Origin of the sequence: Halomonas salipaludis, from assembly GCF_002286975.1 — a bacterium.
Classification (GTDB): domain Bacteria; phylum Pseudomonadota; class Gammaproteobacteria; order Pseudomonadales; family Halomonadaceae; genus Franzmannia; species Franzmannia salipaludis.
This window is the reverse complement of record NZ_NSKB01000001.1, coordinates 800,139-825,534: the sequence shown is the minus strand read 5'-3', so window position 1 is coordinate 825,534 and position 25,396 is coordinate 800,139. Positions and strand designations below refer to the sequence as shown.

At 65.4% G+C, this 25,396-nt stretch carries 17 protein-coding genes; 11 read left to right on the top strand and 6 right to left on the bottom strand.

Annotation, left to right across the window (positions count from 1 at the left end):
* Together CK498_RS03985 and CK498_RS03980 are read left to right on the top strand one after the other, a co-directional pair.
* Window positions 1-3,312, top strand: a 3,312-nt coding sequence (locus tag CK498_RS03985) for a DUF5801 repeats-in-toxin domain-containing protein (protein WP_095619542.1), incomplete at its 5' end; no start/stop codon positions are given.
* Between the two features lie 96 nt (window positions 3,313-3,408).
* Window positions 3,409-3,738 carry a tryptophan synthase subunit beta like protein gene (locus CK498_RS03980; protein WP_095619541.1) on the top strand — a complete coding sequence of 110 codons (330 nt, stop codon included), beginning with the start codon at window positions 3,409-3,411 and terminating at the stop codon, window positions 3,736-3,738.
* A 25-nt stretch (window positions 3,739-3,763) separates the two neighbouring features.
* Here CK498_RS03980 and CK498_RS03975 read toward each other — a convergent pair whose 3' ends face one another.
* From CK498_RS03975 to CK498_RS03955, 5 genes are all read right to left on the bottom strand, one after another.
* Entirely contained in the window at window positions 3,764-5,686 is a 1,923-nt protein-coding gene (locus tag CK498_RS03975) for an EAL domain-containing protein (RefSeq protein WP_095619540.1), read from the bottom strand.
* 46 nt (window positions 5,687-5,732) lie between these two features.
* The gene (locus tag CK498_RS03970) at window positions 5,733-6,437 is read right to left on the bottom strand and encodes a transglutaminase-like cysteine peptidase (protein ID WP_095619539.1); all 705 of its coding nucleotides are present in this window, start codon (window positions 6,435-6,437) and stop codon (window positions 5,733-5,735) included.
* An 84-nt stretch (window positions 6,438-6,521) separates the two neighbouring features.
* Window positions 6,522-7,691, bottom strand: coding sequence for a cation diffusion facilitator family transporter (locus tag CK498_RS03965; protein WP_095619538.1), 1,170 nt, complete (start codon window positions 7,689-7,691; stop codon window positions 6,522-6,524).
* A 12-nt stretch (window positions 7,692-7,703) separates the two neighbouring features.
* Entirely contained in the window at window positions 7,704-8,885 is a 1,182-nt protein-coding gene (locus CK498_RS03960; protein WP_095619537.1) for a 1-acyl-sn-glycerol-3-phosphate acyltransferase, read from the bottom strand.
* Complete coding sequence (locus CK498_RS03955; protein WP_095619536.1) at window positions 8,882-9,835, bottom strand: recombination-associated protein RdgC; 954 nt, start codon at window positions 9,833-9,835, stop codon at window positions 8,882-8,884. Before CK498_RS03955 ends, CK498_RS03960 begins: the two co-directional genes overlap by 4 nt.
* An 842-nt stretch (window positions 9,836-10,677) precedes the next feature.
* On the opposite strand from CK498_RS03955, the gene gyrA reads away from it, so the two are divergent.
* The 6 genes from gyrA (at window position 10,678) to rpsA (ending at window position 20,987) form a co-directional block, all read left to right on the top strand.
* Complete coding sequence (gene gyrA, locus CK498_RS03950; RefSeq protein ID WP_095619535.1) at window positions 10,678-13,380, top strand: DNA gyrase subunit A; 2,703 nt, start codon at window positions 10,678-10,680, stop codon at window positions 13,378-13,380.
* A 585-nt stretch (window positions 13,381-13,965) separates the two neighbouring features.
* A complete protein-coding gene (serC, locus tag CK498_RS03945; protein WP_095619534.1) occupies window positions 13,966-15,048 on the top strand; it encodes a 3-phosphoserine/phosphohydroxythreonine transaminase in 1,083 nt (360 codons plus the stop codon).
* Window positions 15,049-15,050: 2 nt separating this feature from the next.
* Window positions 15,051-16,142, top strand: a complete 1,092-nt coding sequence (gene pheA / locus CK498_RS03940; protein ID WP_095619533.1) for a prephenate dehydratase — start codon at window positions 15,051-15,053, stop codon at window positions 16,140-16,142.
* 17 nt (window positions 16,143-16,159) lie between these two features.
* On the top strand, window positions 16,160-18,436 hold the full coding sequence (locus CK498_RS03935) for a bifunctional prephenate dehydrogenase/3-phosphoshikimate 1-carboxyvinyltransferase (RefSeq protein WP_229358945.1): 2,277 nt from the start codon (window positions 16,160-16,162) through the stop codon (window positions 18,434-18,436).
* Entirely contained in the window at window positions 18,433-19,125 is a 693-nt protein-coding gene (cmk, locus tag CK498_RS03930; protein WP_095619531.1) for a (d)CMP kinase, read from the top strand. The genes CK498_RS03935 and cmk overlap by 4 nt, the downstream gene beginning before the upstream one ends.
* 11 nt (window positions 19,126-19,136) lie before the next feature.
* Window positions 19,137-20,987 carry a 30S ribosomal protein S1 gene (gene rpsA / locus CK498_RS03925; RefSeq protein ID WP_267873730.1) on the top strand — a complete coding sequence of 617 codons (1,851 nt, stop codon included), beginning with the start codon at window positions 19,137-19,139 and terminating at the stop codon, window positions 20,985-20,987.
* Window positions 20,988-21,077: 90 nt separating this feature from the next.
* Here the strand turns inward: rpsA and CK498_RS03920 are convergent, their stop codons facing one another.
* Complete coding sequence (locus tag CK498_RS03920) at window positions 21,078-22,103, bottom strand: LacI family DNA-binding transcriptional regulator (protein ID WP_095619529.1); 1,026 nt, start codon at window positions 22,101-22,103, stop codon at window positions 21,078-21,080.
* A 366-nt stretch (window positions 22,104-22,469) separates the two neighbouring features.
* On the opposite strand from CK498_RS03920, the gene ltnD reads away from it, so the two are divergent.
* Genes ltnD through otnC form a run of 3 tightly spaced genes read left to right on the top strand, consistent with a single transcriptional unit; the run spans window position 22,470 to window position 25,380 of the window.
* Window positions 22,470-23,414: an L-threonate dehydrogenase gene (gene ltnD, locus CK498_RS03915; RefSeq protein ID WP_095619528.1), complete on the top strand. Its 945-nt coding sequence runs from the start codon at window positions 22,470-22,472 to the stop codon at window positions 23,412-23,414.
* Window positions 23,411-24,724, top strand: a complete 1,314-nt coding sequence (gene otnK, locus CK498_RS03910) for a 3-oxo-tetronate kinase (RefSeq protein ID WP_095619527.1) — start codon at window positions 23,411-23,413, stop codon at window positions 24,722-24,724. The genes ltnD and otnK overlap by 4 nt, the downstream gene beginning before the upstream one ends.
* Window positions 24,721-25,380: a 3-oxo-tetronate 4-phosphate decarboxylase gene (gene otnC / locus CK498_RS03905; RefSeq protein ID WP_095619526.1), complete on the top strand. Its 660-nt coding sequence runs from the start codon at window positions 24,721-24,723 to the stop codon at window positions 25,378-25,380. The genes otnK and otnC overlap by 4 nt, the downstream gene beginning before the upstream one ends.
* The last annotated feature ends 16 nt before the right edge of the window (window positions 25,381-25,396 follow it).

The following is a 25,396-nucleotide window of genomic DNA, read 5'->3' as shown; positions in this document are numbered from 1 at the left end:
ACCGGCAGCACGCCTGACGGCGAAGTGCTGCGTATCGAGATCGGCAGTGATGGCACGGTCACCGTGACCCAGTCCGCGCCCCTCGACCATGACGCCCAGGGTGCCGACAGCCTCACGCTGCCGGCCGGCCTGGTCGGTGTCGAAGCCACGGTCACCGTCACCGACGGTGATGGCGACACCGTCAGCGACACTCTGAGTACCGACCTTAGCGGCAACATCAGCATCGTCGACGACGTGCCGGGCCTCGACACCGACACCACCGAGCTCGAAACCCTCAGTGTTGACGAGAGCGCCTTCGGTGAGCCGGCCACGACCAGCTTCGCCGGCGCCTTCGACATCGACTTCGGTGCCGATGGCGAAGGCAGTGTCAGCTACGCCCTGAGCGTCGACGGTAGCGGTGCCACCGGCCTGACTGCCACCGCCAGCGGCGAGGCGATTAGCCTGGTCGACAACGGCGGCGTCATCGAAGGCCTCACCGCCAGCGGCGAGCTGGCCTTTACCATCAGCGTGGACAGCCAGAGCGGCGAGGTTACCCTGACCCAACTGCTGGCCCTGTCGCACCCGGATGGCAGCGACCCGGCCGACGTGCTCGATCTGACGGGCAGCGGGCTGCAGCTCAGTGCCACGGCCACCGACGGTGACGGCGACAGCACCACCGCTGCCATCGACCTGGGCGACCGGTTGAGCTTCATCGACGACGGTCCCTCTTCATTCCTTGCCGATACAGCCCAGCTCGAAGACGGCTTCACCGGCAGCATCAACTTTGCCGATGCCGCCGGTGCCGACGGCGTAGGAAACGTGATCTTCACTATCGAGGAAGGTACACCGGCCACCGATCTCAACGGCAATCAGTTACTCTTGAATGGCGAAGCATTGACCTACTCCTATGAGGGCGGTGACCAGTCGGTGCTGTTTGCCAAGACGGAATCGGGTGAGGTCGGATTCAAGATCACTCTCGATCCAGCAGGGGATAGTTTCAACGTTGAGGTATTCGGCAATATCCTCAACGGCACCGAGTTCACTACTACCATCGGTGGTGGCGTCGGTGGCAGTAATAGCACCGTTTATGGTTTGAACATTGACGATGGCATTGAAAACAATGATGTCCTGATATCGACCTCTGCCGGCGACAAGGTCAATAACAGCACTGGTAATGGAATCGGCATCTCCGGTGGCCAGTCGATCGGCAATGGCGAAGTGGCGCGCTTTGACTTCGTCAAGGGCCTCGATATAGGCGGTTCAGGCGGTAATGCCGGCCGCTCGGCCAGCTGGGACTCGAACAACAGTATCAGCAGTTTTGCTCAGGCCGTGGCCATCAATGGCTCTCCTGGCTCGACGACGGCACTGGAGATCCACGCATTCAGTAGCGTCACTGCGACCAGTATTGCGCAGAACGGTGGTATTGCCGGGACTTCGGCAGGTGGTACGCCGATTGCTTTGAGTCTCGAGGATATCCGGGTCTTCGACGAGAATGGTGCTGACGTTACCTCGCAGATGTCCATTAGCCTCTCAGGGGATGGTGTCAGAATCGAGGGCCTTCAGGATGGCTACACCTTCCAGGTGACGAGCGACACGCCGTTCGAGGCGCTGGAGATTACCGGAGGTGGCGGTGCGAACTTCACGCTAGGCGACTTCTCCATGATAGAGGGGGGGCTGTCATCCGATATCGAGTTGAACCTGCCGCTGCAGGGAATCGACGGCGACGGTGATGCTGCCGAGGGCGCGCTCAATGTCGGCGCTCCCGAACCCGACCAGCTTTTCGTCGGCGGTAACGGCGACAATACCTTCGAATCCGATGGTGGCGACGATCTTCTGATCGGGGATATCGGCGGTAAGAACCTGATCATCCAGCCGGGGCAGAATTACAATATTTCGTTGATCGTCGACGTGTCGGGCAGTATGAGCAATGCATCGGGTACGCCTGGTTTGAGTCTCATGGAGCTGACCAAACAGTCACTGATCAACCTCGCCAATCAGCTGGAACAGCATGATGGTGTCGTCAATGTGCAACTGGTGCCGTTCTCGACCCATGCCGAAACTGCCGTCACGATCCAGAACCTCGATAGTGACAATGTTCAGCAGCTCATCGATGCCATCGATAGCCTGAGTGCCGATGGCGGCACCAACTTCATGGCCGCCTTCCAGCAAGCCGTTGCCTGGTTCAACGGCCAGAATGGGCAAGGGCAGGACGATTTCGAGAACCTGACCTACTTCCTCACCGATGGTGATCCGACGTACTCGTACTACAACGACCAGCTATACGGCCCCGGCACCGAGCCGACATATTGGGTGATGCAGGACTCGCTGCAGGCGTTTTCCGAGCTGGCGGGTCTCAGTGCGGTCAACGCGGTGGGTATCGGCAGTGACGTCAGTGAACAGTACCTGCAGTATTTCACCACCAACGGTGTCGAGGGGGACGCCAACATCTTCATGGATGGCAAGGTTTCCTGGGGTTATGCCAACGGTATGTATCGCCAGTTCGACTGGGGCGAGGGTGAAATATCGGCACCTGCCGGCTCGGTAAGCATCGTTCACACGGCTGAGGATCTCGATTCAGCGCTCGAGGGCGGTGTCGAGTACGATGAGCTCGATGAGTTGGGTGACGATATCCTGCGTGGTGGTGATGGCGATGACATCATCTTTGGCGATACGGTAAATACCGATCACCTCGAGTGGACCAATGGCGAGACCGGCGATCACTTCATTGCTGGTGAGCATGACGGCCTTGGTTATGTCGGCCTGGTCGAGTATCTCAAGTGGGAGGTCAATCAGGGGCAAGCGCCGGATGACCAGCAGATCATCGAGTACGTAAGAGATAATTGGCAGTCCCTCGCCGACACCGATAGAGATGACGGCGGTAATAATATTCTCGATGGTGGTGCCGGCGACGATATCCTGATTGGCGGCTCGGGCGATGACCTGCTGATTGGTGGAGCGGGGAACGATATCCTAGCGGGCGGTGCCGGTGACGATGTTTTCAAGTGGAACTTTGGCGATCAAGGGGATGCGGATACCCCCGCTCACGATATCGTCACCGACTTCGGTAATGGCCAGAACACCTTGGATATTGCCGACCTACTGCAGGATGAAAGCGAAGCGACCATTGGCCAGTTCGTGTTTGCCGAACAAGAGGGCAGTGATACGGTGCTCTATATCAGCTCCGATGGTAGCTTGGCGGGCAGTAAGGAAAACGCCGACCAGACCATTCGCCTGGAAGGTAAGTCGTTCAGCGACTTCGGGGCAAGTCCGGGAGATAGCGCCGACCTGATTGCCAAGATGATCGAAAACGGCCAGCTGCATATCGATCAGTAACTGGCTTTGAGCTAGCGTATCACCATACCCCGCCCAGCAATGCTGGGCGGGGCGTATTCGTTTATGCTGTTGCCAACTGCGAAGAGACGATGGCCTATGTATATCAAACGTAACGATGCCGGTGATATCGAGCAGGTCAGCAGGGTGATGACGTCTGAATGTCGAGAGCCCTTGGCCAGTGACTCCCCGGAGCTGGCGACTTTCTTGAATGCCGCTGCCAGGCAGGAGAACGACGAACTGCGCCAATCCGACCTCGAGTTTGTGCGGGTGCTGGAGGACGTGATCGAGGTGCTGATGAACAAGGGCGTGATCAGCTTCACCGACTTGCCGGATGCGGCCCGCGACAAGCTGATGGCCCGCCAGAGCCTGCGCCGCCGCGTCAATGACGTGGGGCTGATGGACGATAGCGACAGCGACACCATTTGACGCCGCTGTCGCTAGCCAGCGAGCGCTACTCCGCTTCGCCGCCTGGGGTGTCGGGGCGTACCCCGGGCCCTGTCACGCCGTCGAGGCCGAGATCGAACAGGGTCTCGGCCTCGGCGTCTTGCGCTACCCCCTCGGCGATCACCAGCACGCCCAGCGAGTGGGCCAGCGTCGCCATGCCGCGCAGAATCGCCTGCTGGTCGGGCTGCTCGTCGATGCGGGCAACCAGCGAGGCGTCGATCTTGAGGTAGGCCAGGCCGATATCGTGTAGATCGGCGAGCTTGGAGAACTCGGGCCCGACGTGCTCGAGCCCCATTCGGCAGCCGAACGGCTGCAGTTCGCGGCATAGCCCGCGGAATCCTTCCAGATGATGCACGGCCACCGACTCGGGCAGCTCCAGCCACAGCTTGGCGGCCGCCTGCGGATACTGCTTGAGCAGCGGCTTGACGTTGCTCAAGAAGCGGCTGTCGCAGGCGGCCTGATGCGAGAGGTTGATGCCCAGCGGCTTGCCATCCGCGTCGATCTGCTCGAGCGCGGCCCTGACCACCGCCAGGTCGAAGTCGACGTTCATATCGAGCCGCGAGATCCACGGCATGAAGACCCCGGCGGGCTGCCACTTGCCCTGAATCTTGAGGCGCGAGGGACTCTCGTGGTGGAGCGGCATGGCATTGGCATCGAGTACCGGGTAGTGGCCGAGATAGAGCCCCTCGCCGAGGGCCGTATCGATGGCACGGCGCCAGTCGTCGCGGTTGCTGAACAGCGACTGGTGGGCGGCACCGCTGGCAATGGCGACGGCGTGGTCGCCGTCGTCCTCGGCGCGGGCCAGGGCGCCGTCGAGGGCGCTGAGCAGTTCGCTGCGGGCGTCGCTATGGGTAAAGGCGATCAGCGCCATGGGCAGGCCGATCGGTGCTGTGGTGCCGTCGGTAAGCGGGTGCAGCTTGGCCTTGAGGGCCTTGGCCAGGGCCTCGAGGTCGTCGTCGCCGGGCAGCAGCAAGGCGAAGTCGCTGCCGTTGAGACGTCCCACTTGGCCGCCGCCGTAGACACTGGCGAGTTGCCGAAGAGCGCTGGCGACCTCGGCCAACAGGCGGTTGGTGGCCTGGTGGCCGAGCCGGTGGTTGAGCTCGCTGAGCCGCGCCATGCGCACCATCACCAGGCTGCCCGCGCCGGGGCCGGTGTCGACGTCCAGGGCGCGTTCTAACTGTTGCAGGAAGTGGCCGCGATTGTCGGCGCCGCTGATCTCGTCCTGCTGCAGCTTGCGGCGTAGCCGCTCGAGCTTCTCGCCCTCCTGGCCAAGCATGTCGCGCACCGTTGCCGAGAGCAGGTTCATGGCGGTGACTACCTGGCGCAGCTCGCGGGTACGCGGCTCCTCGGAAGTGGTAAAGCGGCGGTTGCCGATGTCGCGGGCCTGCTCGATTACCGCGTGCAGCGGGCGGCGGATGCTGTGCACGATCCACCAGGCCAGCGCGGCGCTGATCAGCGCCGCCAGCGCAAACCAGGCCACCAGCCGCTGGGCGTTCTGCCACAGCGCATGGTAGGCGTAGCTGTGGTGGCTTTCGAGTATCACGGTGCCGTACTGCTGCCAGCCGTCCTGTACCACGGCTTCGCCAGCGGGAATATCGAAGCGTACCCGCTCGACGAACCAGTTGGGCACCTCGGCGAGGCGTTCATCGGCCTGGCGTTGGATCTCCACCTCGCCCTCCGGCGAGCGCAGCTCCACCAGGCGGTAGTGGCCGGTGTCGAACTGGGCGGCCAGCAGCAGCTCGATGGTCACCGGGTCCTTGTCGAGCTGGCTCATCGACAGCGCCAGGGCGTTGGCGTTGTCGGCATTCTTGATGCGCATCTCCTGCTCGGTGTACTGCTTGAGCGAGGTCAGCCCGATCATCAGGCTGCCGCCGAAGGCCAGCAGCAGCAGTAGCAGAATGGTCAGCCACAGTTGTTTGATCAGTGACATGGCGGTTGTCTCCGTTGCCTGCTGCCGGCGGTGTCATTGGGAAAGGTCATAGGAAGCCCTGGTCCTGCATGCGGCCGAGCACGCTGCTCCAGCGTGACAGCCGCTGGGTGGGGTCGGCGCGGGACTGGGTCGAGCTGCCGGCCCACAGCCCTTCACTGTTGAAACTGAATACTGGGTCGAGGTCGCTGCGCTGGTTGGCGGGGGTGATCGACGGCACCAGGTTGTCGAGGAGACGCGGCACGGCGCTGGGTGTCTCGTAGTAACCCAGCACCATGTGCGCCTGGGTGATCTGGCTGCGACCGATGCGCGCGCGCACATAGATCATGCGCAGCTGCTCGCCTGGAACGCCGAGCTGTTTCAGGGTGATGTACTTGGCGATAGAGTAGTCCTCGCAGTCGCCCTTGCCCTGGCCCATGGTCTCTAGCGGCGTGGCCCAGAAGTCCTCGTGGCCCCAGTTGTCGATGTCGTCGACCCAGCGCACGCGGCGATTGAAGAAGTCGTTGACCTCGCGCAGTTGGGTATCGACATCGGTGCCGGTGAGCCGCTCGAGCAGTGCGAACCACTCCTCGAGCACCGCCACGCCACGACCGCCGTAGCGCGACTGCATCACGCTGCGCAGTCGCGAGGGGTCGAGATTGCCGCTGGCCGGCGTGGTGACCAACCCCAGGCCGGCAGCCAGCCACAGCGAGGCTGCGCCCACCACAAAGCGGCGGCGCGAGCAGTGAAACCCGCTGGAAGGTGGCTTGGCCATGGGTGGCGCCCTGCGTGAGGCGATTAGCGTTATGCTGACTAGCGGTGGCTTTTGTAAACACCCTCTTAGTCAAGCCCCAGCTTATCAGGCCTTGCCGGGTCCAAGCCATACGCGCAGGCGTCCCACCCAGGCGAGTTGGCGGGCATGCTCGCGGAGCAGCGCGGCGGCCTCGGCGAGGGTCTGGCCGGCGGGCAGCTCGCGCACGAAGATCGAGATATCGATAGCGTCGCCGAGATAGTGCAGGTCGAGGGCGACGCGTGCCTGCCATACCGGCAGTGGCGCCCAGACCTCGTCGAGCTTGCCTTCGACGTCCTCGCGCAGCGGCATGCCGGGCAGCAGGCTGGGGTCTATCTTGCCCTGGTCGTCTTCAGGGTCGATATGGAAGGTGACGTCGGTAAGGGTCGGGAAAGCGTCACGCAGTCGGCGGCTGGCTTCATTGCCGATCTCATGGGCTTCGGACACGGTAACCCGCGGTGGCACCACGATATGCAAGTCGAGCAGTACGTGGCCGCCCACGGTGCGGGTGCGCAGGTCGTGGACGTTGTAGACGTCGGGCACCTGTTCGGCGACCTCGCGCATCTGGCGCTGCTGTTCTTCGGGAAGGGCGGTGTCGACCAGCTCCTGACTCGACTCCCACAGCAGATTGGCGCCGATCTTGCCGACCATCAGCGCTACTACCACCGCGGCCACGGCGTCGAGCCAGCCGGCGCCGAGCTGGGCGCCGATCAGCCCCACCAGCACTACCACCGTGGATAGGGCGTCGCTGCGCGAGTGCCAGGCGTTGGCCTCGAGCAGGCGTGAATTGACGCGCTTGGCGACCCGCATGGTGGCGCGGAAGATCCACTCCTTGGCGAGCAGGGCTACCACCGCCAAAGCGATGGCCCAGGCCCCGGGTGCGGGGATCGACGCGGCGTCGAACAGCCGTGACAGGCTGGCCCAGGCGATGCCGCCGGCAACGAAGATCAGGATGCTGCCCAGCCACAGTGTGGCCAGCGTCTCGATGCGGCCGTGACCGTAGGGGTGGTTGGTGTCGGGTGCCTGGCGGCCGTAGTGGGTGGCGGCCAGCACGAAGGCGTCGGTGACCAGGTCGGAGAAGGAGTGCACGCCGTCGGCGACCAGTGCCGCGGAGCCGACGACGAGGCCCATCACCACCTTGAGCACGCCCAGCAGCGCATCGATCACCGCGCCGATCAGGGTGATGCGGTGCGCCTCGCGGGTCTGGGTGCCGCGGTCGAAGGGGTGGGCGTGACCCATGGCAGCGGCTCCTTAGATGCGCCCGGCGCGGCTGAGCACCGGGTTGGCATACTGTGCCAGCCACCAGTCGCGCAGGTGCGTGGGCACCTGCTCCAGGCGCTGGCGGAACTGTTCGCGATCGGCGTCGGTGATGCCGTCGAGGCAGATCAGGTCGGGTGCCTTGCCGCTGGCCTCGAGGGCCAGTTGGTGGCTGGGAAACAGTCGATAGCCGCCGAGTACTTGGCGGTCGATCTCGGCGGCGACCGACTCGGGGCTGTCGTGGTCGGCGTCGAGCGGCGTGCCGAAGGTCAGCTTGATACGCCCCTTGTGGCCGATGATACCGGCGACGATGGAGCGGATATCCTCGTACTGCACCTTCTGGTAGCGCCCCTCGGTGTGCATGGCGTAGAGCTCGTGGGCCTTCTGCACATCGCAGGGGTCATACTCGTAGCTGATCGATACCGGCACCACGCGCAGCTCGGCGATGGCGTCGCCGGTTGAAGCGCTCTTGTCGGCGTGACGGCGGGCCATGGTCAACATCTTGATGATCGCCGGGTCGGTACGGTCGATGCCATCCTTGGCGCGGCCCTCGCGCTGGGCCAGCCACACCGAGTGCCGGTCGACGCTCAGCGAGTGGCGAATGTACGCCGACAGCGCCTGGTAGGCGGCCAGCATGGCGCGCTTGCCCTTGGCCGAGCGCGGCACGATGAAGCTCTTGTTGAGGCGCATCAGGTCGTTGACGTAGGGCTTCTGCAGCAAATTGTCGCCGATCGCGATGCGCACCGTATTGCGCCCGGCGAGGTAAAGTGCGTAGTTGACGAAGGCCGGATCCAGCGAGATATCGCGATGGTTGCTGATGAACAGGTAGGCGGTGTCGTCGTCCAGCGCGTCGAGCCCCTCGACCTCGAAGGCGTCGGTGGTGGTGCGGATCATACGCTGCATGTAACCGGCAATGCGCATCTGGAAATCGTAAACGCTGGCCACGCCGCGTACCTCACGGCGTACCGCGACGCCGGCGATGGCCCGCGCCAGACGCGGCGAGAAACGCGCCAGGCGCGGCAGCTTGAACTGGGTCAGGGCGTCGAGCAGCTCGGCGTCGTTGGCCAGCCGCGCGAGCACCTCGGCGACCTCGTCGTCGTGATAGGGGCGGATCTTGGCGAACGGGTCCGCTTGGCGAACGGCGTCCTCGGCGGTGGCGGGTGAGTCAGCAGTCACGGTGTTGCGGCCAGGTTAGCGGTAACGGAGGAGGTGGAGTCTTGGCTAGCTTCGCCGCCCAACCAGCCCAGCAGCTGCTCGCTGGCGGCGGCCAGTGCCTGCGCCATCAGCACGAAATCGGTTTCCATGCGCAGGATGGCGTCATCGCCATCATCGCTGGCGTTGGCCTCATCCAGCAAGGCGTCGCTGAAGCGCAGCGACTTGAGCGCCAGGTCGTCATGGAGCACCAGTGATAGCCGGCCCTCGATCTCCAGCGCCAGGCGGGTGGCCTGGCGGCCGCCGGCCAGCAGGGTATGGATCTCGTCGCTGTCGAGGTCGACCTGGCGCGCGCGCAGCACGCCGTCGTCGCCCTGGGCCTTGAGCTCCACCTGGTCGCCGAGTAGCAGCCCTTCGGGGCGCGAGGCGGCATCGTTGAGCCACTCGGTCATGGCACGCACCGGCAGCGTTTGGCTGGCCAGCGGGGTGACCTTGAGGCTGCCCAGGGTCTGGCGCAGCAGGTCGAGGATCTCCTCGGCGCGTTTGCGGCTCGAGGCGTTGATGCCGATCAGGCCGCCGCGGGTGTCCCACCACAGGTCGACCTTCTGGCTGCGCACGAAAGCGCGCGGCAGCAGCTCTTCATAGACCTGCTCCTTGATCGCCTGCTTGTCCTTGCGGCTGACCGGTTGGCCCTCGGCAGCCTCGCGGTCGGCAACGCGCTCCTCGACCTCCTCGCGCACCACGCTGGCGGGGAGCAGGCGCTCCTGACGCAGCGCGCTGAGCAGGCGATGGCCCTGCAGCTCGTGCACGTATTGGGTGCTGCGCCGCCCACCCGGGGGGCGCCAGCCGAGTCGCGTGGCTTCGCTGCCGCCCAGTGGGCGGAAGGCTTGTTCGGCCAGCGCATCCTCCAGGGTGTCGCCGGAGATGCTGGGTGCCTCATGCAGGCGATAGAGATGCAAGTGCTTGAACCACATGGCCAGTCCTGAGTGTAAAAGGAGGCACATTATGGCGAATGCAGGGCAGGGGTGCCAGTGGCCCGGCAGCGCTGCGCGCTGCAATCGCGAATGAATTCGCTCCCACAAGGGAGTGGCGCCAAGGCCAATGTAGGAGAGACTTCAGTCACGATGGGGTTGGGTGGTATCGGCCCGGAAGCGCTGCGCGCAGCAATCGCGAATGAATTCGCTCCCACAAGGGAGTGGCGCCAAGGCCAATGTAGGAGCGACGTTAGTCACGATGGGATTGGGTTGTCGCGGCCCGGCAGCGCTGCGCGCTGCAATCGCGAATGAATTCGCTCCCACAAGGGAGTGGCGCCAAGGCCAATGTAGGAGCGACGTTAGTCACGATGGGATTGGGTAGTCGCGGCCCGGAAGCGCTGCGCGCAGCAATCGCGAATGAATTCGCTCCCACAAGGGAGTGGCGCCAAGGCCAATGTAGGAGAGACTTCAGTCACGATGGGGTTGGGTGGTATCGGCCCGGCAGCGCTGCGCGCTGCATCGCGAATGAATTCGCTCCCACACTATGAGTGGCGCCAAGGCCAATGTAGGAGCGACGTTAGTCACGATGGGATTGGGTTGTCGCGGCCCGGCAGCGCTGCGCGCAGCAATCGCGAATGAATTCGCTCCCACAGGAGAATGGCGCCTCTGGCAAATGTGGGAGCGACTTTAGTCGCGATTAGGTTGCTGCCACGACCCATGCAGAGGCGCCGGCGGCTGCCTTTGCCTGCGCTCGGTGATATACTCCGGCTCTGCTGTTACGCGGCTATTCCAAAAGCATCCCGTAGCGCCAACCTGTCGCAGTGCAAAGGATTTGACGACCCATGGGTGACATTGCCAGAGAGATTCTGCCAGTCAACATCGAGGACGAACTGAAGCAGTCGTACCTCGATTACGCGATGAGCGTGATCATCGGCCGAGCACTGCCCGACGTGCGCGACGGCCTCAAGCCGGTTCACCGTCGCGTGCTGTTCGCCATGAACGAGCTCAGTAACGACTGGAACAAACCCTACAAGAAATCGGCGCGTGTCGTTGGCGACGTGATCGGTAAGTATCACCCCCATGGTGACAGCGCCGTCTACGACACCATCGTACGCATGGCGCAGCATTTCTCGATGCGCCACGTACTGGTCGACGGCCAGGGCAACTTCGGTTCCATCGACGGCGACAACGCCGCCGCCATGCGTTACACCGAGGTGCGCATGGCGCGCCTGGCCCACGAGCTGCTGGCCGACCTCGACAAGGAGACCGTCGACTGGGTCGACAACTACGACGGCACCGAGCGTATCCCCGACGTGCTGCCGACCAAGGTGCCCAACCTGCTGATCAACGGCTCCTCGGGCATCGCCGTGGGCATGGCGACCAATATCCCGCCCCACAACATGAACGAGATCATCAACGCCTGCCTGGCGCTGATCGATGACTACACCCTGACGGTCGACGACCTGATGGAGCACGTCCCGGGGCCTGATTTCCCCACCGGCGGCATCATCAACGGCCGCGCCGGTATCCTCGAGGCCTATCGCACCGGCCGCGGGCGCATCTACGTGCGCGCCTGCCACACCATCGAACACGACGACAAGACCGGCCGCGATCACATCATCGTCAGCGAATTGCCGTATCAGGTGAACAAGGCGCGCTTGATCGAGAAGATCGCCGAGCTGGTCAAGGACAAGAAGATCGACGGCATCGCCGAGCTGCGCGACGAGTCCGACAAGGACGGTCTGCGGGTGGTGATCGAGGTCAAGCGCGGCGAGTCCGGCGAGGTGGTGGTCAACAACCTGTTCGCCCAGACCCAGCTGCAGAACGTCTTCGGCATCAACATGGTCGCCATCGAGGACGGTCAGCCGAAGATCCTCAACCTCAAGGAAGTGCTCGAGGCGTTCATTCGCCACCGCCGCGAGGTGGTGACCCGGCGCACCATCTTCGAACTGCGCAAGGCTCGCGAGCGTGGCCATATCCTCGAAGGCCTGGCCGTCGCTATTTCCAATATCGACGAGGTGATCGAGCTGATCAAGGCCTCGCCGAGCGCCACCGAGGCCAAGGAGAAACTGCTGGCCGCGGTGTGGCAGCCAGGGCAGGTGACCGGCATGCTCGAGCGCGCCGGCGCCACCTCGTGCAAGCCGGAAGACCTGGAGGAGGGTTTCGGCCTCAATCAGGCCGGTAGCGAATACCGCCTCTCGCCGGCCCAGGCCCAGGCGATTCTCGAGCTGCGGCTGCACCGCCTGACCGGGCTCGAGACCGAGAAGCTGCTCGACGAGTACCTCAGCATCCTCGAGAAGATCGCCGAGCTTAGCGAGATCCTGGCCTCCGCCGATCGCCTGCTCGAGGTGATCCGCGAGGAGTTGATCGCGGTACGCGACCAGTTCGCCGACGCACGCCGCACCGAGATCCAGGCCAGCCACCTCGACCTGCGCATCGAGGACTTGATCGCCGAGGAGGACATGGTGGTCACCCTGTCGCGCTCCGGCTATGCCAAGACCCAGCCGCTCTCGGACTATCAGGCCCAGCGCCGTGGTGGGCGCGGTAAGTCGGCCACCGCCATGAAGGATGAGGACGTCATCGAGCACCTGCTGGTGGCCTCGACCCACGACACCGTGCTGCTGTTCTCCAACAAGGGCAAGGTCTACTGGCTCAAGGTCTACGAGATGCCCAACGCCAGTCGTGGCTCGCGGGGCAAGCCGCTGGTCAACCTGCTGCCGCTGGATGAGGACGAGGCGATCAACGCGATTCTGCCGGTGCGCGACTACCGCGCCGACAGCTACATCTTCTTCGCCACCGCCAAGGGCACTGTCAAGCGCACCAGCCTCGACCAGTTCTCGCGGCCGCGCAGTGTGGGCCTGATCGCCATCGACCTCGAAGAGGACGACCGCCTGGTGGGCGCCGCCATCACCTCGGGCAGCGACCACGCCATGCTGCTATCGTCCAACGGCAAGGCGATCCGCTTCGAAGAGACCGCCGTGCGCTCGATGGGCCGTACCGCCCGCGGCGTGCGCGGCATGCGCCTGCTGGAAGGCGCCGAGGTGATCAGCCTGATCATCCCCCAGAGCCAGCAGATCGACGCCGAGGCCGACGTCGAGAGCGAGGACGAGAACGGCGCGGTCATCGACAACGGCAACGGTGGCCAGATCTATATCCTCACCGCCTCCGAGAACGGCTACGGCAAGCGCACTCGCCTCGAGGAGTTCCCGCTGCGCGGACGCGGCGGCCAGGGCGTGATCGCCATGCAGACCAGCGAGCGCAACGGCTCCCTGGTGGCGGCGATGCAGGTCTACTCCGCCGACGAGATGATGCTGATCACCGACCGCGGCACCCTGGTGCGCACCCGGGTCGACGAAGTCTCGATCACCTCGCGCAATACCCAGGGGGTGATGCTGATTCGCCTCGGCAACGACGAAAAGCTGGTCAAGACCGTGCGTATCGACGAGCCGAGCGATGAACCGGTTAACGACGAAGCCGCCGACGCCGAGGAAGGTGACGCGGAGCAGGGCGCAGGCGACGGCGAGAAAGGTGAAAGCGAGGAATAGCGCCAAGGCCAATGTAGGAGCGACTTCAGTCGCGAGGGGGTGGTCTGCTTGGTAGCGCTGCGCGCTACATCGCGGTTAAAACCGCTCCCACAGATCGCGAATGAATTCGCTCCCACAGGGAGCGGCGCCATTGGCAAATGTAGGAGCGACTTCAGTCGCGATGGGGTGGTCTGCTTGGTAGCGCTGCGCGCTACATCGCGGTTAAAAACCGCTCCCACAGATCGCGAATGAATTCGCTCCCACAGGGAGCGGCGCCATTGGCAAATGTAGGAGCGACTTCAGTCGCGAAGGGGGGCTGCTTGGTAGCGCTGCGCGCTACATCGCGGTTAAAACCGCTCCCACAGATCGCGAATGAATTCGCTCCCACAGGGAGCGGCGCCATTGGCAAATGTAGGAGCGACTTCAGTCGCGAAGGGGGGCTGCTTGGTAGCGCTGCGCGCTACATCGCGGTTAAAAACCGCTCCCACAGATCGCGAATGAATTCGCTCCCACAGGGAGCGGCGCCAAGGCCAATGTAGGAGCGACTTCAGTCGCGATGGGGTTACTCCCACAAGGACCCAAGACAGAGGATCTGGACTCACGCTGATGACACGTCACTACAACTTCTGCGCCGGACCTGCGGCGCTACCCCAGGCGGTACTCGAGCGAGCCCGCGACGAGCTTCTCGACTACCAGGGCCGCGGCCTGTCGGTGATGGAGATGAGTCACCGCAGCCCCGAGTTCACGGCCATCGCCGAGCAAGCCGAGGCCGATATTCGTGAGCTGCTGGCGATCCCCGACAACTACCGGGTGCTGTTCCTGCAGGGCGGCGCGTCGATGCAGTTCGCCATGCTGCCCTACAACCTGCTGGGCCGCGGCGGCACGCCCAACTATCTGTACACCGGTATCTGGGGCAAGAAGGCGATCAGCGAGGCCCAGCACCTGGCCGGGGCGCATATCGCGGCGTCAAGCGAAGGCAACGGCCTCACCGCCGTGCCGCGCCCCGAGGAGATCCAGCTCTCCGCCGATGCCGCCTACCTGCACTACACCGCCAACGAGACCATCGGCGGGCTCGAGTTCGACTATATTCCCGAGGTCGAGGTGCCGCTGGTCTGCGACATGTCGTCGTCGATTCTCTCCGGGCCGCTCGACGTTTCGAAGTTCGGCGTGCTCTACGCCGGGGCGCAGAAGAACATCGGCCCGGCCGGTTTGACGCTGGTCATCGTGCGCGACGACCTGCTCGAACGCGCACGGCCCGAGACGCCGACCATGTTCAGCTACAAGGTCATGGCGGAGAACGGCTCGATGTTCAATACCCCAGCGACCTACGCCTGGTACCTGGCCGGCTTGGTGTTCGAGTGGCTCAAGCACGATGTCGGCGGCCTGGCGGCGATGAACGCCATCAATGACCGCAAGGCGGCCAAGCTCTACGCCACCATCGACGCCAGCGACTTCTACTCCAACCCGATTGTCCCGCGCAACCGCTCGCGCATGAACGTGCCCTTCGTGCTTGCCGACGAGGCGCTCAATGCGCCGTTCCTGGCCGAGGCCGAAGCGGCCGGGCTGCTCAACCTCAAGGGTCACCGCAGCGTCGGCGGCATGCGCGCCAGCCTTTACAACGCCGTGCCCGAGGCGGGGGTCGACGCGCTGATCGAGTTCATGACCGATTTCGAACATAGAAGGGGATGACCATGAGCGATACCCCGAAGAGTCTCGATGCACTGCGTGAACGCATCGACGCAGTGGACAGCGATATCCTGCGCTTGATCAGCGAGCGTGCTGCCTGCGCCAAGCGGGTGGCCGAGATCAAGACCCAGGAGGATCCCGATACGGTCTTCTACCGCCCCGAGCGCGAGGCCCAGGTGCTGCGGCGGATCATGGCCCTCAACGAAGGCCCGCTGGACGCTGAGGAGATGGCGCGGCTGTTCCGCGAGATCATGTCGGCCTGCCTGGCGCTCGAGCAGCCGGTCAAGGTCGCCTATCTCGGCCCTGAAGGCACCTTTACCCAACAGGCGGCGCTCAAGCACTTCGGCCACAGTGCGGTGAGCCTGCCGATGGCGGCCATCGACGAGGTGTTCCGTGAAGTCGAGGCCGGCGCCGTGCACTACGGCGTGGTGCCGGTGGAGAACTCCACCGAGGGCGTGGTCAACCATACCCTCGACTCCTTCATGGATTCGTCGATGCGCATCTGCGGCGAAGCGGTGCTGCGCATTCACCAGCACCTGCTGGTGTCGAGCAATACCCGCAAGGACAAGGTGTCGAGGATCTACTCACACCCGCAGTCCTTCGCCCAGTGTCGCAAGTGGCTGGATGCCCACTATCCCCACGCCGAACGGGTGGCGGTGGCCTCCAACGCCGAGGCCGCCAAGCTGGTCAAGACCGAGTGGCACAGCGCGGCGATTGCCGGCGACATGGCAGCCAAGCTGTATGACCTGGAGCGCATCGCCGAGAAGATCGAGGACAGCCCCGACAACTCCACGCGCTTCCTGATCATCGGCAATCACGACGTGCCGATGTCCGGCGAGGACAAGACCTCGGTAGTCGTCGCCATGCGCAACCAGCCGGGTGCGCTGCACGAGCTGCTCGAGCCGTTCCACCGCCATGCCATCGACCTGACGCGCCTCGAGACGCGCCCCTCGCGCAGCGGGGTGTGGAACTACGTGTTCTTCATCGACTTCAAGGGCCACCGCGACGAGCCACGGGTCGCCGCGGTGCTCGAGGAGGTGCGGCTGCGCGCCGCCGATCTCAAGGTGCTCGGCTCCTACCCGATGGGCGTGCTCTAAGCATGCAGGAAACAGGCATGCAGGAAACGCGGATCCTGATTGTCGGCCTCGGCCTGATCGGCGGCTCACTGGCCGCCGCGCTCAAGGAAGCGGGTTTTGCCGGTGCCATCGCCGGGTGCGATCGCGACGCCGACGAGATTGCCCGTGGCATCGAGATGGGCGTGATCGACAGCGGCGGCACGCGGTTCGCCGAGCAGCTCGAAGGCGTCAGCCTGGTGGTGCTGGCGGTGCCGGTGCTGGCCATGGACGGCGTGATGACGACGCTGGCCGAGGCGCTGGCCGAGCGAGCCGAGCACGCCTGGCCGGTGATCACCGACGTCGGCAGCACCAAGGCGGCGATCCGCGACTGTGCCCAGCGCGCCTTCGGCCGCGTGCCGCCGCAGCTGGTGTTCGGCCATCCCATCGCCGGCTCCGAGAAGAGTGGCGTGGCAGCCTCCAACTCCGCGCTGTTCCGTCATCACAAGGTCATCCTCACCCCGCAGCATGATACCCAGCCCCAGGCAGTGGCCCGGGTGCGGGCGATGTGGCAGGCGTGCGGCGCCGAGGTGCTGGAGATGGAGGTGGAGCGCCACGACGAGGTGCTGGCGCGCACCAGCCACCTGCCGCACCTGCTGGCCTTCTCGCTGGTCGACACCCTGGCGCGCCAGGACGAGCGGCTGGAGATCTTTCGCTACGCCGCCGGCGGCTTTCGCGACTTCACCCGCATCGCCGGCAGCGACCCGGTGATGTGGCGCGATATCTTCACCGCCAACCGGCGCGCGGTGCTCGACGCCCTCGACGACTTCGAGGCCGGTTTGGCGCGGCTGCGTCGCGAGGTGGAAGCCGGCGACGGCGACGCCATGCTGGCCACCATCGACCGCGCCAGCCATGCCCGGCACTATTTCGATACGCTACTCAACAAGACCCGCTACCAGGTGAGTGATCACACCATGCAACAGCAAGCGCTTCGCTACCGGGTGGCCCCCGGTGGCACCGTGACCGGCCGTATCCGCGTGCCCGGCGACAAGTCGGTCTCGCACCGCTCGATCATGCTCGGCGCCCTGGCCGAGGGCGTCACCGAGGTCAAGGGCTTCCTCGAGGGTGAGGACAGCCTGGCGACCCTGCAGGCCTTCCGCGAGATGGGCGTGGCCATCGAAGGCCCGCATCAGGGCCGAGTGACCATTCACGGGGTCGGCATGCATGGCCTCCAGCAGCCCGCCGGGCCGCTCTACGTCGGCAACGCCGGCACCGCCATGCGGCTGTTCGCCGGCCTGCTGGCCGGCCAGGCCTTCGACAGCGAGCTGATCGGCGACGCCTCGCTGACCAAGCGCCCCATGGGCCGCGTGGCCGACCCGCTGCGCCTGATGGGCGCCGAGATCGAGACCCGCGAAGGCGGGCGCCCGCCGCTCAAGATCAAGGGTGGACGCCGCCTTGCCGGCATCAACTACGACATGCCGATGGCCAGTGCCCAGGTCAAGTCGTGCCTGCTGCTGGCCGGCATGTACGCCGAGGGCGTCACCCAGGTGCGCGAGCCGGCGCCGACCCGCGACCACACCGAGCGCATGCTCAACGGTTTCGGCTACGCCGTGCAGCGCGACGGCGACACCTGCTGGCTCGAGGGCGGCGGTATGCTCACCGCAGGGCCCATTGACGTGCCCTCGGATATCTCCTCGGCGACCTTCTTCCTGGTCGCCGCGGCGATCACCCCGGGGGCCGACCTGATGCTCGAGCACGTCGGCATCAACCCGACCCGCATCGGCGTGATCAATATCCTCAAGGCCATGGGCGCCGACCTCGAGCTCAGCAACCAGGCCGAGGTCGGCGGCGAGCCGGTGGCCGATATCCGCGTGCGCTATACGCCGCTCAAGGGTATCGAGATTCCCCAGGACCAGGTGCCGCTGGCCATCGACGAGTTCCCGGCACTGTTCATCGCCGCGGCCAACGCCGAGGGCACCACGCGCCTGCGCGGCGCCGAGGAGCTGCGGGTCAAGGAGTCCGACCGCCTGCAGGCGATGGCCGACGGCCTCACCGCGCTGGGCGTCGACAACACCCTGCACCCCGACGGCATCGACATCGTCGGTCGCGCCCCGGGCGAGGGCAGCAACGGCCCCAGCTACGCTGGCGGGCACATCGACAGCCTCGGTGATCACCGCATTGCGATGGCCTTCAGTATCGCCGCGCTGCGCGCCGACGCCGAGATCGTCATCGACGACTGCGCCAATGTGGCGACCTCCTTCCCGGGATTCATCGACCTGGCGCGCAAGGTCGGCCTGAGCCTGGGCGAGGAGCGAGCCGACGGCGGGGAGGGCGCATGAGTGATAGCACGTCGCAAGCACCGGTGCTGACCATCGACGGCCCGGGGGGCGCCGGCAAGGGCACCATCAGCCGGCTGGTCGCCGAGCGCCTCGGCTGGCACCTGCTCGACTCCGGCGCGCTCTATCGGCTGACCGCCCAGGCCGCCGTCAAGCATGCGGTGGCGCTGGACGATGCCGAGGGCCTGGCGGCGCTGGCGGGAAGCCTCGACGTCGAATTCCTGGTCGCCGACGGCGAGCCCCAGGTGCTGCTCGAGGGTGAGGAGGTGACGCGGGCGATTCGTACCGAAGAGGCCGGGGATCGTGCCTCCCAGGTGGCCGCGCTCAACCCGGTGCGCGAGGCGCTGCTTCAGCGTCAGCGCGACTTCGCCGTGGCGCCGGGGCTGGTCGCCGATGGCCGCGACATGGGCACCGTGGTGTTCCCCGATGCGCCGCTGAAGATTTTCCTCACCGCGTCGGCCGAGGAGCGGGCTCGGAGGCGTCACCTGCAGTTGCAGGAAAGCGGTGTGACTGCTAGTCTATCGAGTCTTTTAAAAGAGATTCAGGCACGCGATGCGCGCGACATGCAGCGCAGCGTGGCCCCGCTCAAGCCGGCCGATGACGCCATTACGCTTGACACCACGCGCCTGACCATACCGGAAGTGGTGGATCGGTTGACGCAGCTGCTGGCCCAGCGAGGCCTCACCGCGTGACCTGACGATCCATGACGGAGCCCCCGGCAAGACGTCATGACGTGGCACGGCAGTCTCATTTCAGAAAGCCAGGCCAGGTCGAACCAGCGCCAACGTCCCCGGGGATCATTGCAGTAGGCCCGTACTCGCTGGTGGTACGGAGAAGGGCGGTTCGCCGCCATCAAAACGTTGATCACAGGAACATCATGAGCGAAAGCTTTGCTGAGTTGTTTGAACAGTCTCTCCAGGACATCAACATGGAGGCGGGTGCCATTGTCATGGCCACCGTCGTCGACATCGAAGGTGACTGGGTCACCGTCAATGCCGGCCTCAAGTCCGAAGGTCAGATCCCTGTTTCCCAATTCCGCGATGACAATGGCGAACTGACCATTGCCATCGGCGATGAAGTCAAGGTGGCCCTGGAGGCCGTCGAAGATGGCTTCGGTGAGACCCGCCTGTCCCGCGAGAAAGCCAAGCGTGCCGAGGCGTGGAAAGAGCTGGAAGCCGCCTTCGAGAAAGAAGAGATTGTCAAAGGCGTGATCAACGGCAAGGTCAAGGGTGGCTTCACCGTCGACGTCGCCTCCATCCGTGCCTTCCTGCCGGGTTCGCTGGTCGACGTGCGTCCGGTGCGCGACACCACGCACCTCGAGCACAAAGAGCTGGACTTCAAGGTCATCAAGCTCGACGCCAAGCGTAACAACGTGGTGGTATCGCGCCGCGCCGTGCTCGAAGCCGAGAACAGCGCCGAGCGTGAAGCGCTGCTCGCCACCCTCCAGGAAGGCCAGCAGATCAAGGGTATCGTCAAGAACCTCACAGATTACGGCGCCTTCGTCGATCTGGGTGGCGTCGACGGCCTGCTGCACATCACCGACATGGCCTGGAAGCGCATCAAGCATCCGTCCGAGATCGTTGCCGTAGGCGACGAGATCAACGTCAAGGTGCTGAAGTTCGACCGCGAGCGCAACCGCGTCTCGCTGGGCCTCAAGCAGCTCGGCGAAGATCCGTGGGTCAACATCACCGCGCGCTACCCGGAAGGCACCAAGGTCACCGCCCGCGTCACCAACCTCACCGACTACGGCTGCTTTGCCGAGCTGGAAGAGGGCGTCGAGGGTCTGGTTCACGTCTCCGAAATGGACTGGACCAACAAGAACATCCACCCCTCCAAGGTCGTGCAGGTGGGTGACGATGTCGACGTCATGGTGCTGGATATCGACGAGGAGCGTCGTCGCATCTCGCTGGGTATCAAGCAGTGCACCACCAACCCGTGGGAAGACTTCAGCGCACGCTACAACAAGGGCGACCGCGTTGCCGGCAGCATCAAGTCGATCACCGACTTCGGCATCTTCATCGGCCTGGAAGGCGGCATCGACGGCCTGGTGCACCTGTCCGACATCTCCTGGACCGAGACCGGCGAAGAAGCCGTGCGTCAGTTCAAGAAGGGCGACGAAGCCGAAGCGGTCATCCTCTCCATCGATCCGGAGCGTGAGCGCATCTCGCTGGGCATCAAGCAGCTCGAGACCGATCCGGTCTCCGAGTTCCTGGCTGTCAATGACAAGGGTGCCATCGTCACCGGCCGTGTGGTCGAAGTCGACGCCAAGGAAGCCCACGTCGAGCTGGCGACCGACGTCGTTGCCATCCTCAAGGCCTCCGAGATCAGCGCCGACCGCGTCGAAGATGCGCGCAACGTGCTGAACGAAGGCGACAGCGTCGAGGCCCGCATCGTCGGGGTGGATCGCAAGAACCGCGCGATCAACCTGTCGATCAAGGCCAAGGATCAGGACGACACCCGTCAGAACCTGAAGAAGCTGCGCGAAGAGAGCACCGACAGCAGTGGCGCGACCACTATCGGTGATCTGATCAAGCAGCAGATGGGTCAGGACTGATCGGCGTCGCGCGCTAGCCGCGATTCGCTGGATCGAACAACGCCGCCTCCTTCGGGAGGCGGCGTTTTTTTGCGCGCTACCCCGCGCGTACTAACTGCTGTCGCCGGGCAGCAGTTCAAAGCCCACGTCCTGGCGGCGTGACACCACGTCTCCCTGCAGGCGCGCCAGCAGCCGCTGGGCGGCCAGTTGGCCCATATGCTGGCGCGGCGAGCGGATGGTGGTCAGCCTCGGCGTTACATGCTGGCCCAGCGGCAGGCCGTTGAAGCCGGCAATGGCGATGTCCTTGGGTACGCCAAGGCCGAGGCGCTGGGCGTGGAGCAGGGCGCCGGTGGCCAGGTCGTCGTTGGCGAAGTGAATGGCGTCGGCGCGGGGGTGGGTCTCGAGTACGCGCTCCAGGGCCGCGGCGCCCGCTTCCAGGCTGCCGAGGTGGGCGAGGTCGAGCAGCGGCGCTGCCAGCCCCTCGCCCTCGAGTATCTCGCGATGGCCGGCGTAGCGCAGCCCGGCGCGGTAGTCCTCGGCCATGCGCCCAGCGACGTAGACGATCTGGCGATAGCCGCGCGTCAGCAGGTGGCGGGCCATGCAGCGCCCGGCCTCGCTGTGATCCAGCCCCACATTGAGGTCCAGCGCCTCGCCCAGCTCCATCATCTCCATGATCGGCTTGTCCCACTGGCTCAGCAGGCTGCGGCAGGCGTCGCTGTGGCGCAGCCCGGCGGTGACCAGCGCCGAGCATGACCAGCCCAGGAAGGTGCGCACCAGCTGAGCCTCGCGGTCGAGGTCGTAGTCGGTGTTGCCGAGCAGGATCTGGTAGCCCTCGGCCTCGAAGGTCTCCTGCAGGCCCTGGATCACCTCGATGAATACCGCATTGGCCAGCGACGGCACGATCACCGCGATAAAGCGCGAGCTGGCCGAGGCCAGGCTGCCGGCGACCAGGTTAGGCACATAGCCGAGCCGCTCGACGGTGGCGAGGATATGCCGGCGGGTCTCGGCGTTGACCCGCTCCGGTGCGTTGAGCGCCCGCGATACGGTGATCGCCGAGACGCCGGCGACATCGGCGACCTGGCTCAGGGTGGTGCGCGCCGAGCCGCGTCTTCGACGCGGGGGAGATGACTTAGACATTGGTCGTGTCCTTGCAAACCTGTCTTGCTGATGGCGATGGTCTCTACTAAAAAGGATGTTAGCGCTAACATAACAGCGCTACCAGACGTCTTCGCTGGATAGCAGTCATCGCGAAAGAGCAGTCATCGCGAAAGAGCGGTGCAATCGTTGAGCCGAGCAAGCGCATGGCAGCGGCACCGCTCGGGACTGATCCGGCGGCAGGCCTGCGAGGAGGCGCTGTAAACCCGTCCCTGGGCGCTACCTTGCGCCATCCATGGCGCAAACCTCCTCTTCGGCCTGCCCCCGGCGTCCCTCGCTGAAGCGATGGCCCATTCGGCACGAGCAGATCAAGCGTGGACCCATACCTCGGCAAGGGGAGAGTAACCGGTGAGCCAGACCAGTAAGAGAACAGCTCCGCACGTCGGCGTCGTCGGCCTGGGCGCCATGGGCATGGGCACGGCGCTGGCACTTCACCAGCGGGGCCTGACCGTGACCGGCTGCGACGTCTCGGCGGATGCCCGAGATGCCTTCGTGGCTCACGGCGGCAACAGCGTAGCCACACCGGGGGAGTTGGCCGACTGCGATATCGTGGTGCTGCTGGTGGTCAACGGCGAGCAAGTCGAGCAGGTGCTGTTCGGCGAGCAGGGCCTGGTCGGCAAGCTGGCGCCGGGTAGCCTGGTCCTCCAGTGTGCCACCGTGGCGCCCAGCCAGGCCCGTGGCCTCGGCGAGCGGCTGGCCGGCGCGGGGCTTGCGATGCTCGATGCCCCGGTCAGCGGCGGTGCCGGAAAGGCGCGCAGCGGTGATCTCTCGGTGATGGCGTCCGGTGACGCCGCCGCCTTCGACAAGGCCCAGCCGGTGCTCGACGCCATGGCCGCGACCGTCTATCGCCTGGGCGACGAGCCCGGCGTTGGCTCGAGCATGAAGCTGGTCAATCAGCTGCTTGCCGGGGTGCATATCGCCACCGCCGCCGAGGCAATGGCGCTGGGCATCCGCATGGGTCTCGCCCCCGACACCGTCTATGACGTCATTACCCACTCGGCGGGCAACTCCTGGATGTTCGAGAACCGCGTGCCACACATTCTCGAGGGCGACTACACGCCGCTCTCTGCGGTGGATATCTTCGTCAAGGATCTCAATATCGTGCACCAGACCGGACGCGAGCTGGCCATGCCCACCCCGGTGGCGGCCAGTGCCCTGCAGCAGTTCACCGCCGCCAAGGGCGCCGGCTTCGGCCGCGAGGACGACGCGGCAGTGATCAAGGTCTACCAGCGCCTGTCGGGCATCGACCTGCCCCAGGCGGCCAACGATGCCGACGCCGGAGGTGACCCATGAGCCTGGTACTTGGGGCCATCGCCGACGACTTCACCGGTGCCACGGATCTCGCCAACAACCTGGTGCGCGCTGGCATGCGCTGCGTGCAACTGATCGGCGTGCCCGATGAGGCCATCGCGCTGGGCGCTATCGATACCCACGTCGATGCGGTGGTGGTGGCGCTCAAGTCGCGCTCTTGTCCGGCGCAGGACGCGGTGGCCGACTCCCTGGCGGCGCTGGAATGGCTCGAGGCGCGTGGTGCGCGGCAGATCTTCTTCAAGTACTGCTCCACCTTCGACTCCACCGACGCTGGCAATATCGGTCCGGTGGCCGATGCGCTACTGGAGCGTCTTCAGGGGAGTCAGACGGTGATGGTGCCGGCCTTTCCCGTCAACGGCCGCAGTGTCTACCAGGGCCACCTGTTCGTCGGTGACCGGCTGCTCAACGACAGCGGCATGCAGCACCACCCGCTCAACCCCATGACCGATGCCGACCTGGTCAGGGTGCTGGGTCGCCAGACGCCGCACCCGGTGGGCCTGGCTGCCCGGCCAGTGCTGGCCCAGGGCGGTGACGCCACCCGCGCGCATCTCGACGCCCTGGCGGCGGATGGCGTACGCCACGTGATCTGCGACAGCCTCGACGAGCACGACCTAGAAGTGCTGGCCGAGGCGGTGGTCGACTTGCCGCTGGTCACCGGTGGCTCCGGCCTCGGCCAGGCGCTGCCGGCCGAGTATCGCCGCCGCGGCTGGCTGGCCGAGGTGGCCGAGCCGGGGCGGTTGGATGCCTCCACGGGTGGCGCCTTGGTGCTCTCGGGCAGCTGCTCGCGGGCGACCCTGGGCCAGGTGGCCGAGTTCCTCGCGCATCACCCCGGCATGGCCCTCGACCCTCTGCAGCTCGCCGAAGGCGGGGCGCATCTCGATGCCGCCCTGGCCTTTGCCCGCGAGCACCTCGCCAGCGGCGGCCCGGTACTGGTCTACGCCTCCGCTGACCCCGAACGGGTCAAGGCCGCCCAGCAGGCGCTGGGCGTGGCCCGCGCCGGCGAGCTGGTCGAGCAGGCCCTGGGCCAGCTGGCCAGCACCCTGGTCGATGAAGGCGTCGGGCGCCTGGTGGTGGCCGGCGGCGAGAGTTCCGGTGCAGTGGTGTCGGCGCTGGGCATTCGCCAGCTGCGCATCGGCGGCCAGATCGACCCCGGCGTGCCCTGGACCCAGGCGCCGCGGCAGGGCCAGGCGCCGCTGTCGCTGGCGCTCAAGTCGGGCAATTTCGGCGGCGAGGACTTCTTCACCCGCGCCTTCACGGTGCTGGATGAACTGACCGGGGAGGGCAGGACATGAGCAGTGGCAACGCCTCCCGCCAGGAAAACCAGCTGCGCGAGCAGATCGCCACCCTCGGCCAGTCGCTGTTCGACCGCGGCCTGACCATGGGCTCCAGCGGCAACATCAGCGTGCGTCTCGAGGATGGCGGCTGGCTGATGACGCCGACCAACGCCTGCCTGGGGCGGCTGGATCCGGCGCGTATCTCGCGCCTTGATGGCGACGGCCGCCTGCTCGACGGCGACAAGCCGACCAAGGAGAGTTTTCTGCACATGGCGATGTACGCCGAGCGCCCGCGCTCCGGGGCCATCGTGCACCTTCACTCGACCCATTCGGTGGCGGTCTCCTGCCTGCCGGGCATCGACCCCTGCGACTGCATTCCACCGCTTACCGCCTACTATGTGATGAGGGTCGGCCGCCTGCCGCTGGTGCCTTACCACGTGCCCGGCGACCCGACGCTGGGCGATGCGGTGCGCGGCCTGGCCGGCCAGCACAGCGCGGTGCTGCTGGCCAATCACGGCCCGGTGGTGGCCGGCAAGAACCTCGAAGCGGCGGTCTACGCTACCGAGGAGCTCGAGGAGACCGCCAAGCTGTTCCTGCTGCTGCGCGGCGAGAACCCGCGAGCCTTGACGCCGGAGCAGGTCGCCGAACTCGAGGTGCGCTTCCCGCGTGATTGATGTGAACCAAACTGGA

Excerpts from the sequence above, each read along its gene's own strand:
- CK498_RS03980 (WP_095619541.1), top strand. The coding sequence starts at position 3,409 with ATGTATATCAAACGTAACGATGCCGGTGATATCGAGCAGGTCAGCAGG.
- CK498_RS03975 (WP_095619540.1), bottom strand. The coding sequence starts at position 5,686 with ATGTCACTGATCAAACAACTGTGGCTGACCATTCTGCTACTGCTGCTG.
- CK498_RS03970 (WP_095619539.1), bottom strand. The coding sequence starts at position 6,437 with ATGGCCAAGCCACCTTCCAGCGGGTTTCACTGCTCGCGCCGCCGCTTT.
- CK498_RS03965 (WP_095619538.1), bottom strand. The coding sequence starts at position 7,691 with ATGGGTCACGCCCACCCCTTCGACCGCGGCACCCAGACCCGCGAGGCG.
- CK498_RS03955 (WP_095619536.1), bottom strand. The coding sequence starts at position 9,835 with ATGTGGTTCAAGCACTTGCATCTCTATCGCCTGCATGAGGCACCCAGC.
- gyrA (WP_095619535.1), top strand. The coding sequence starts at position 10,678 with ATGGGTGACATTGCCAGAGAGATTCTGCCAGTCAACATCGAGGACGAA.
- serC (WP_095619534.1), top strand. The coding sequence starts at position 13,966 with ATGACACGTCACTACAACTTCTGCGCCGGACCTGCGGCGCTACCCCAG.
- pheA (WP_095619533.1), top strand. The coding sequence starts at position 15,051 with ATGAGCGATACCCCGAAGAGTCTCGATGCACTGCGTGAACGCATCGAC.
- CK498_RS03935 (WP_229358945.1), top strand. The coding sequence starts at position 16,160 with ATGCAGGAAACGCGGATCCTGATTGTCGGCCTCGGCCTGATCGGCGGC.
- cmk (WP_095619531.1), top strand. The coding sequence starts at position 18,433 with ATGAGTGATAGCACGTCGCAAGCACCGGTGCTGACCATCGACGGCCCG.
- rpsA (WP_267873730.1), top strand. The coding sequence starts at position 19,137 with ATGACGGAGCCCCCGGCAAGACGTCATGACGTGGCACGGCAGTCTCAT.
- CK498_RS03920 (WP_095619529.1), bottom strand. The coding sequence starts at position 22,103 with ATGTCTAAGTCATCTCCCCCGCGTCGAAGACGCGGCTCGGCGCGCACC.
- otnK (WP_095619527.1), top strand. The coding sequence starts at position 23,411 with ATGAGCCTGGTACTTGGGGCCATCGCCGACGACTTCACCGGTGCCACG.
- otnC (WP_095619526.1), top strand. The coding sequence starts at position 24,721 with ATGAGCAGTGGCAACGCCTCCCGCCAGGAAAACCAGCTGCGCGAGCAG.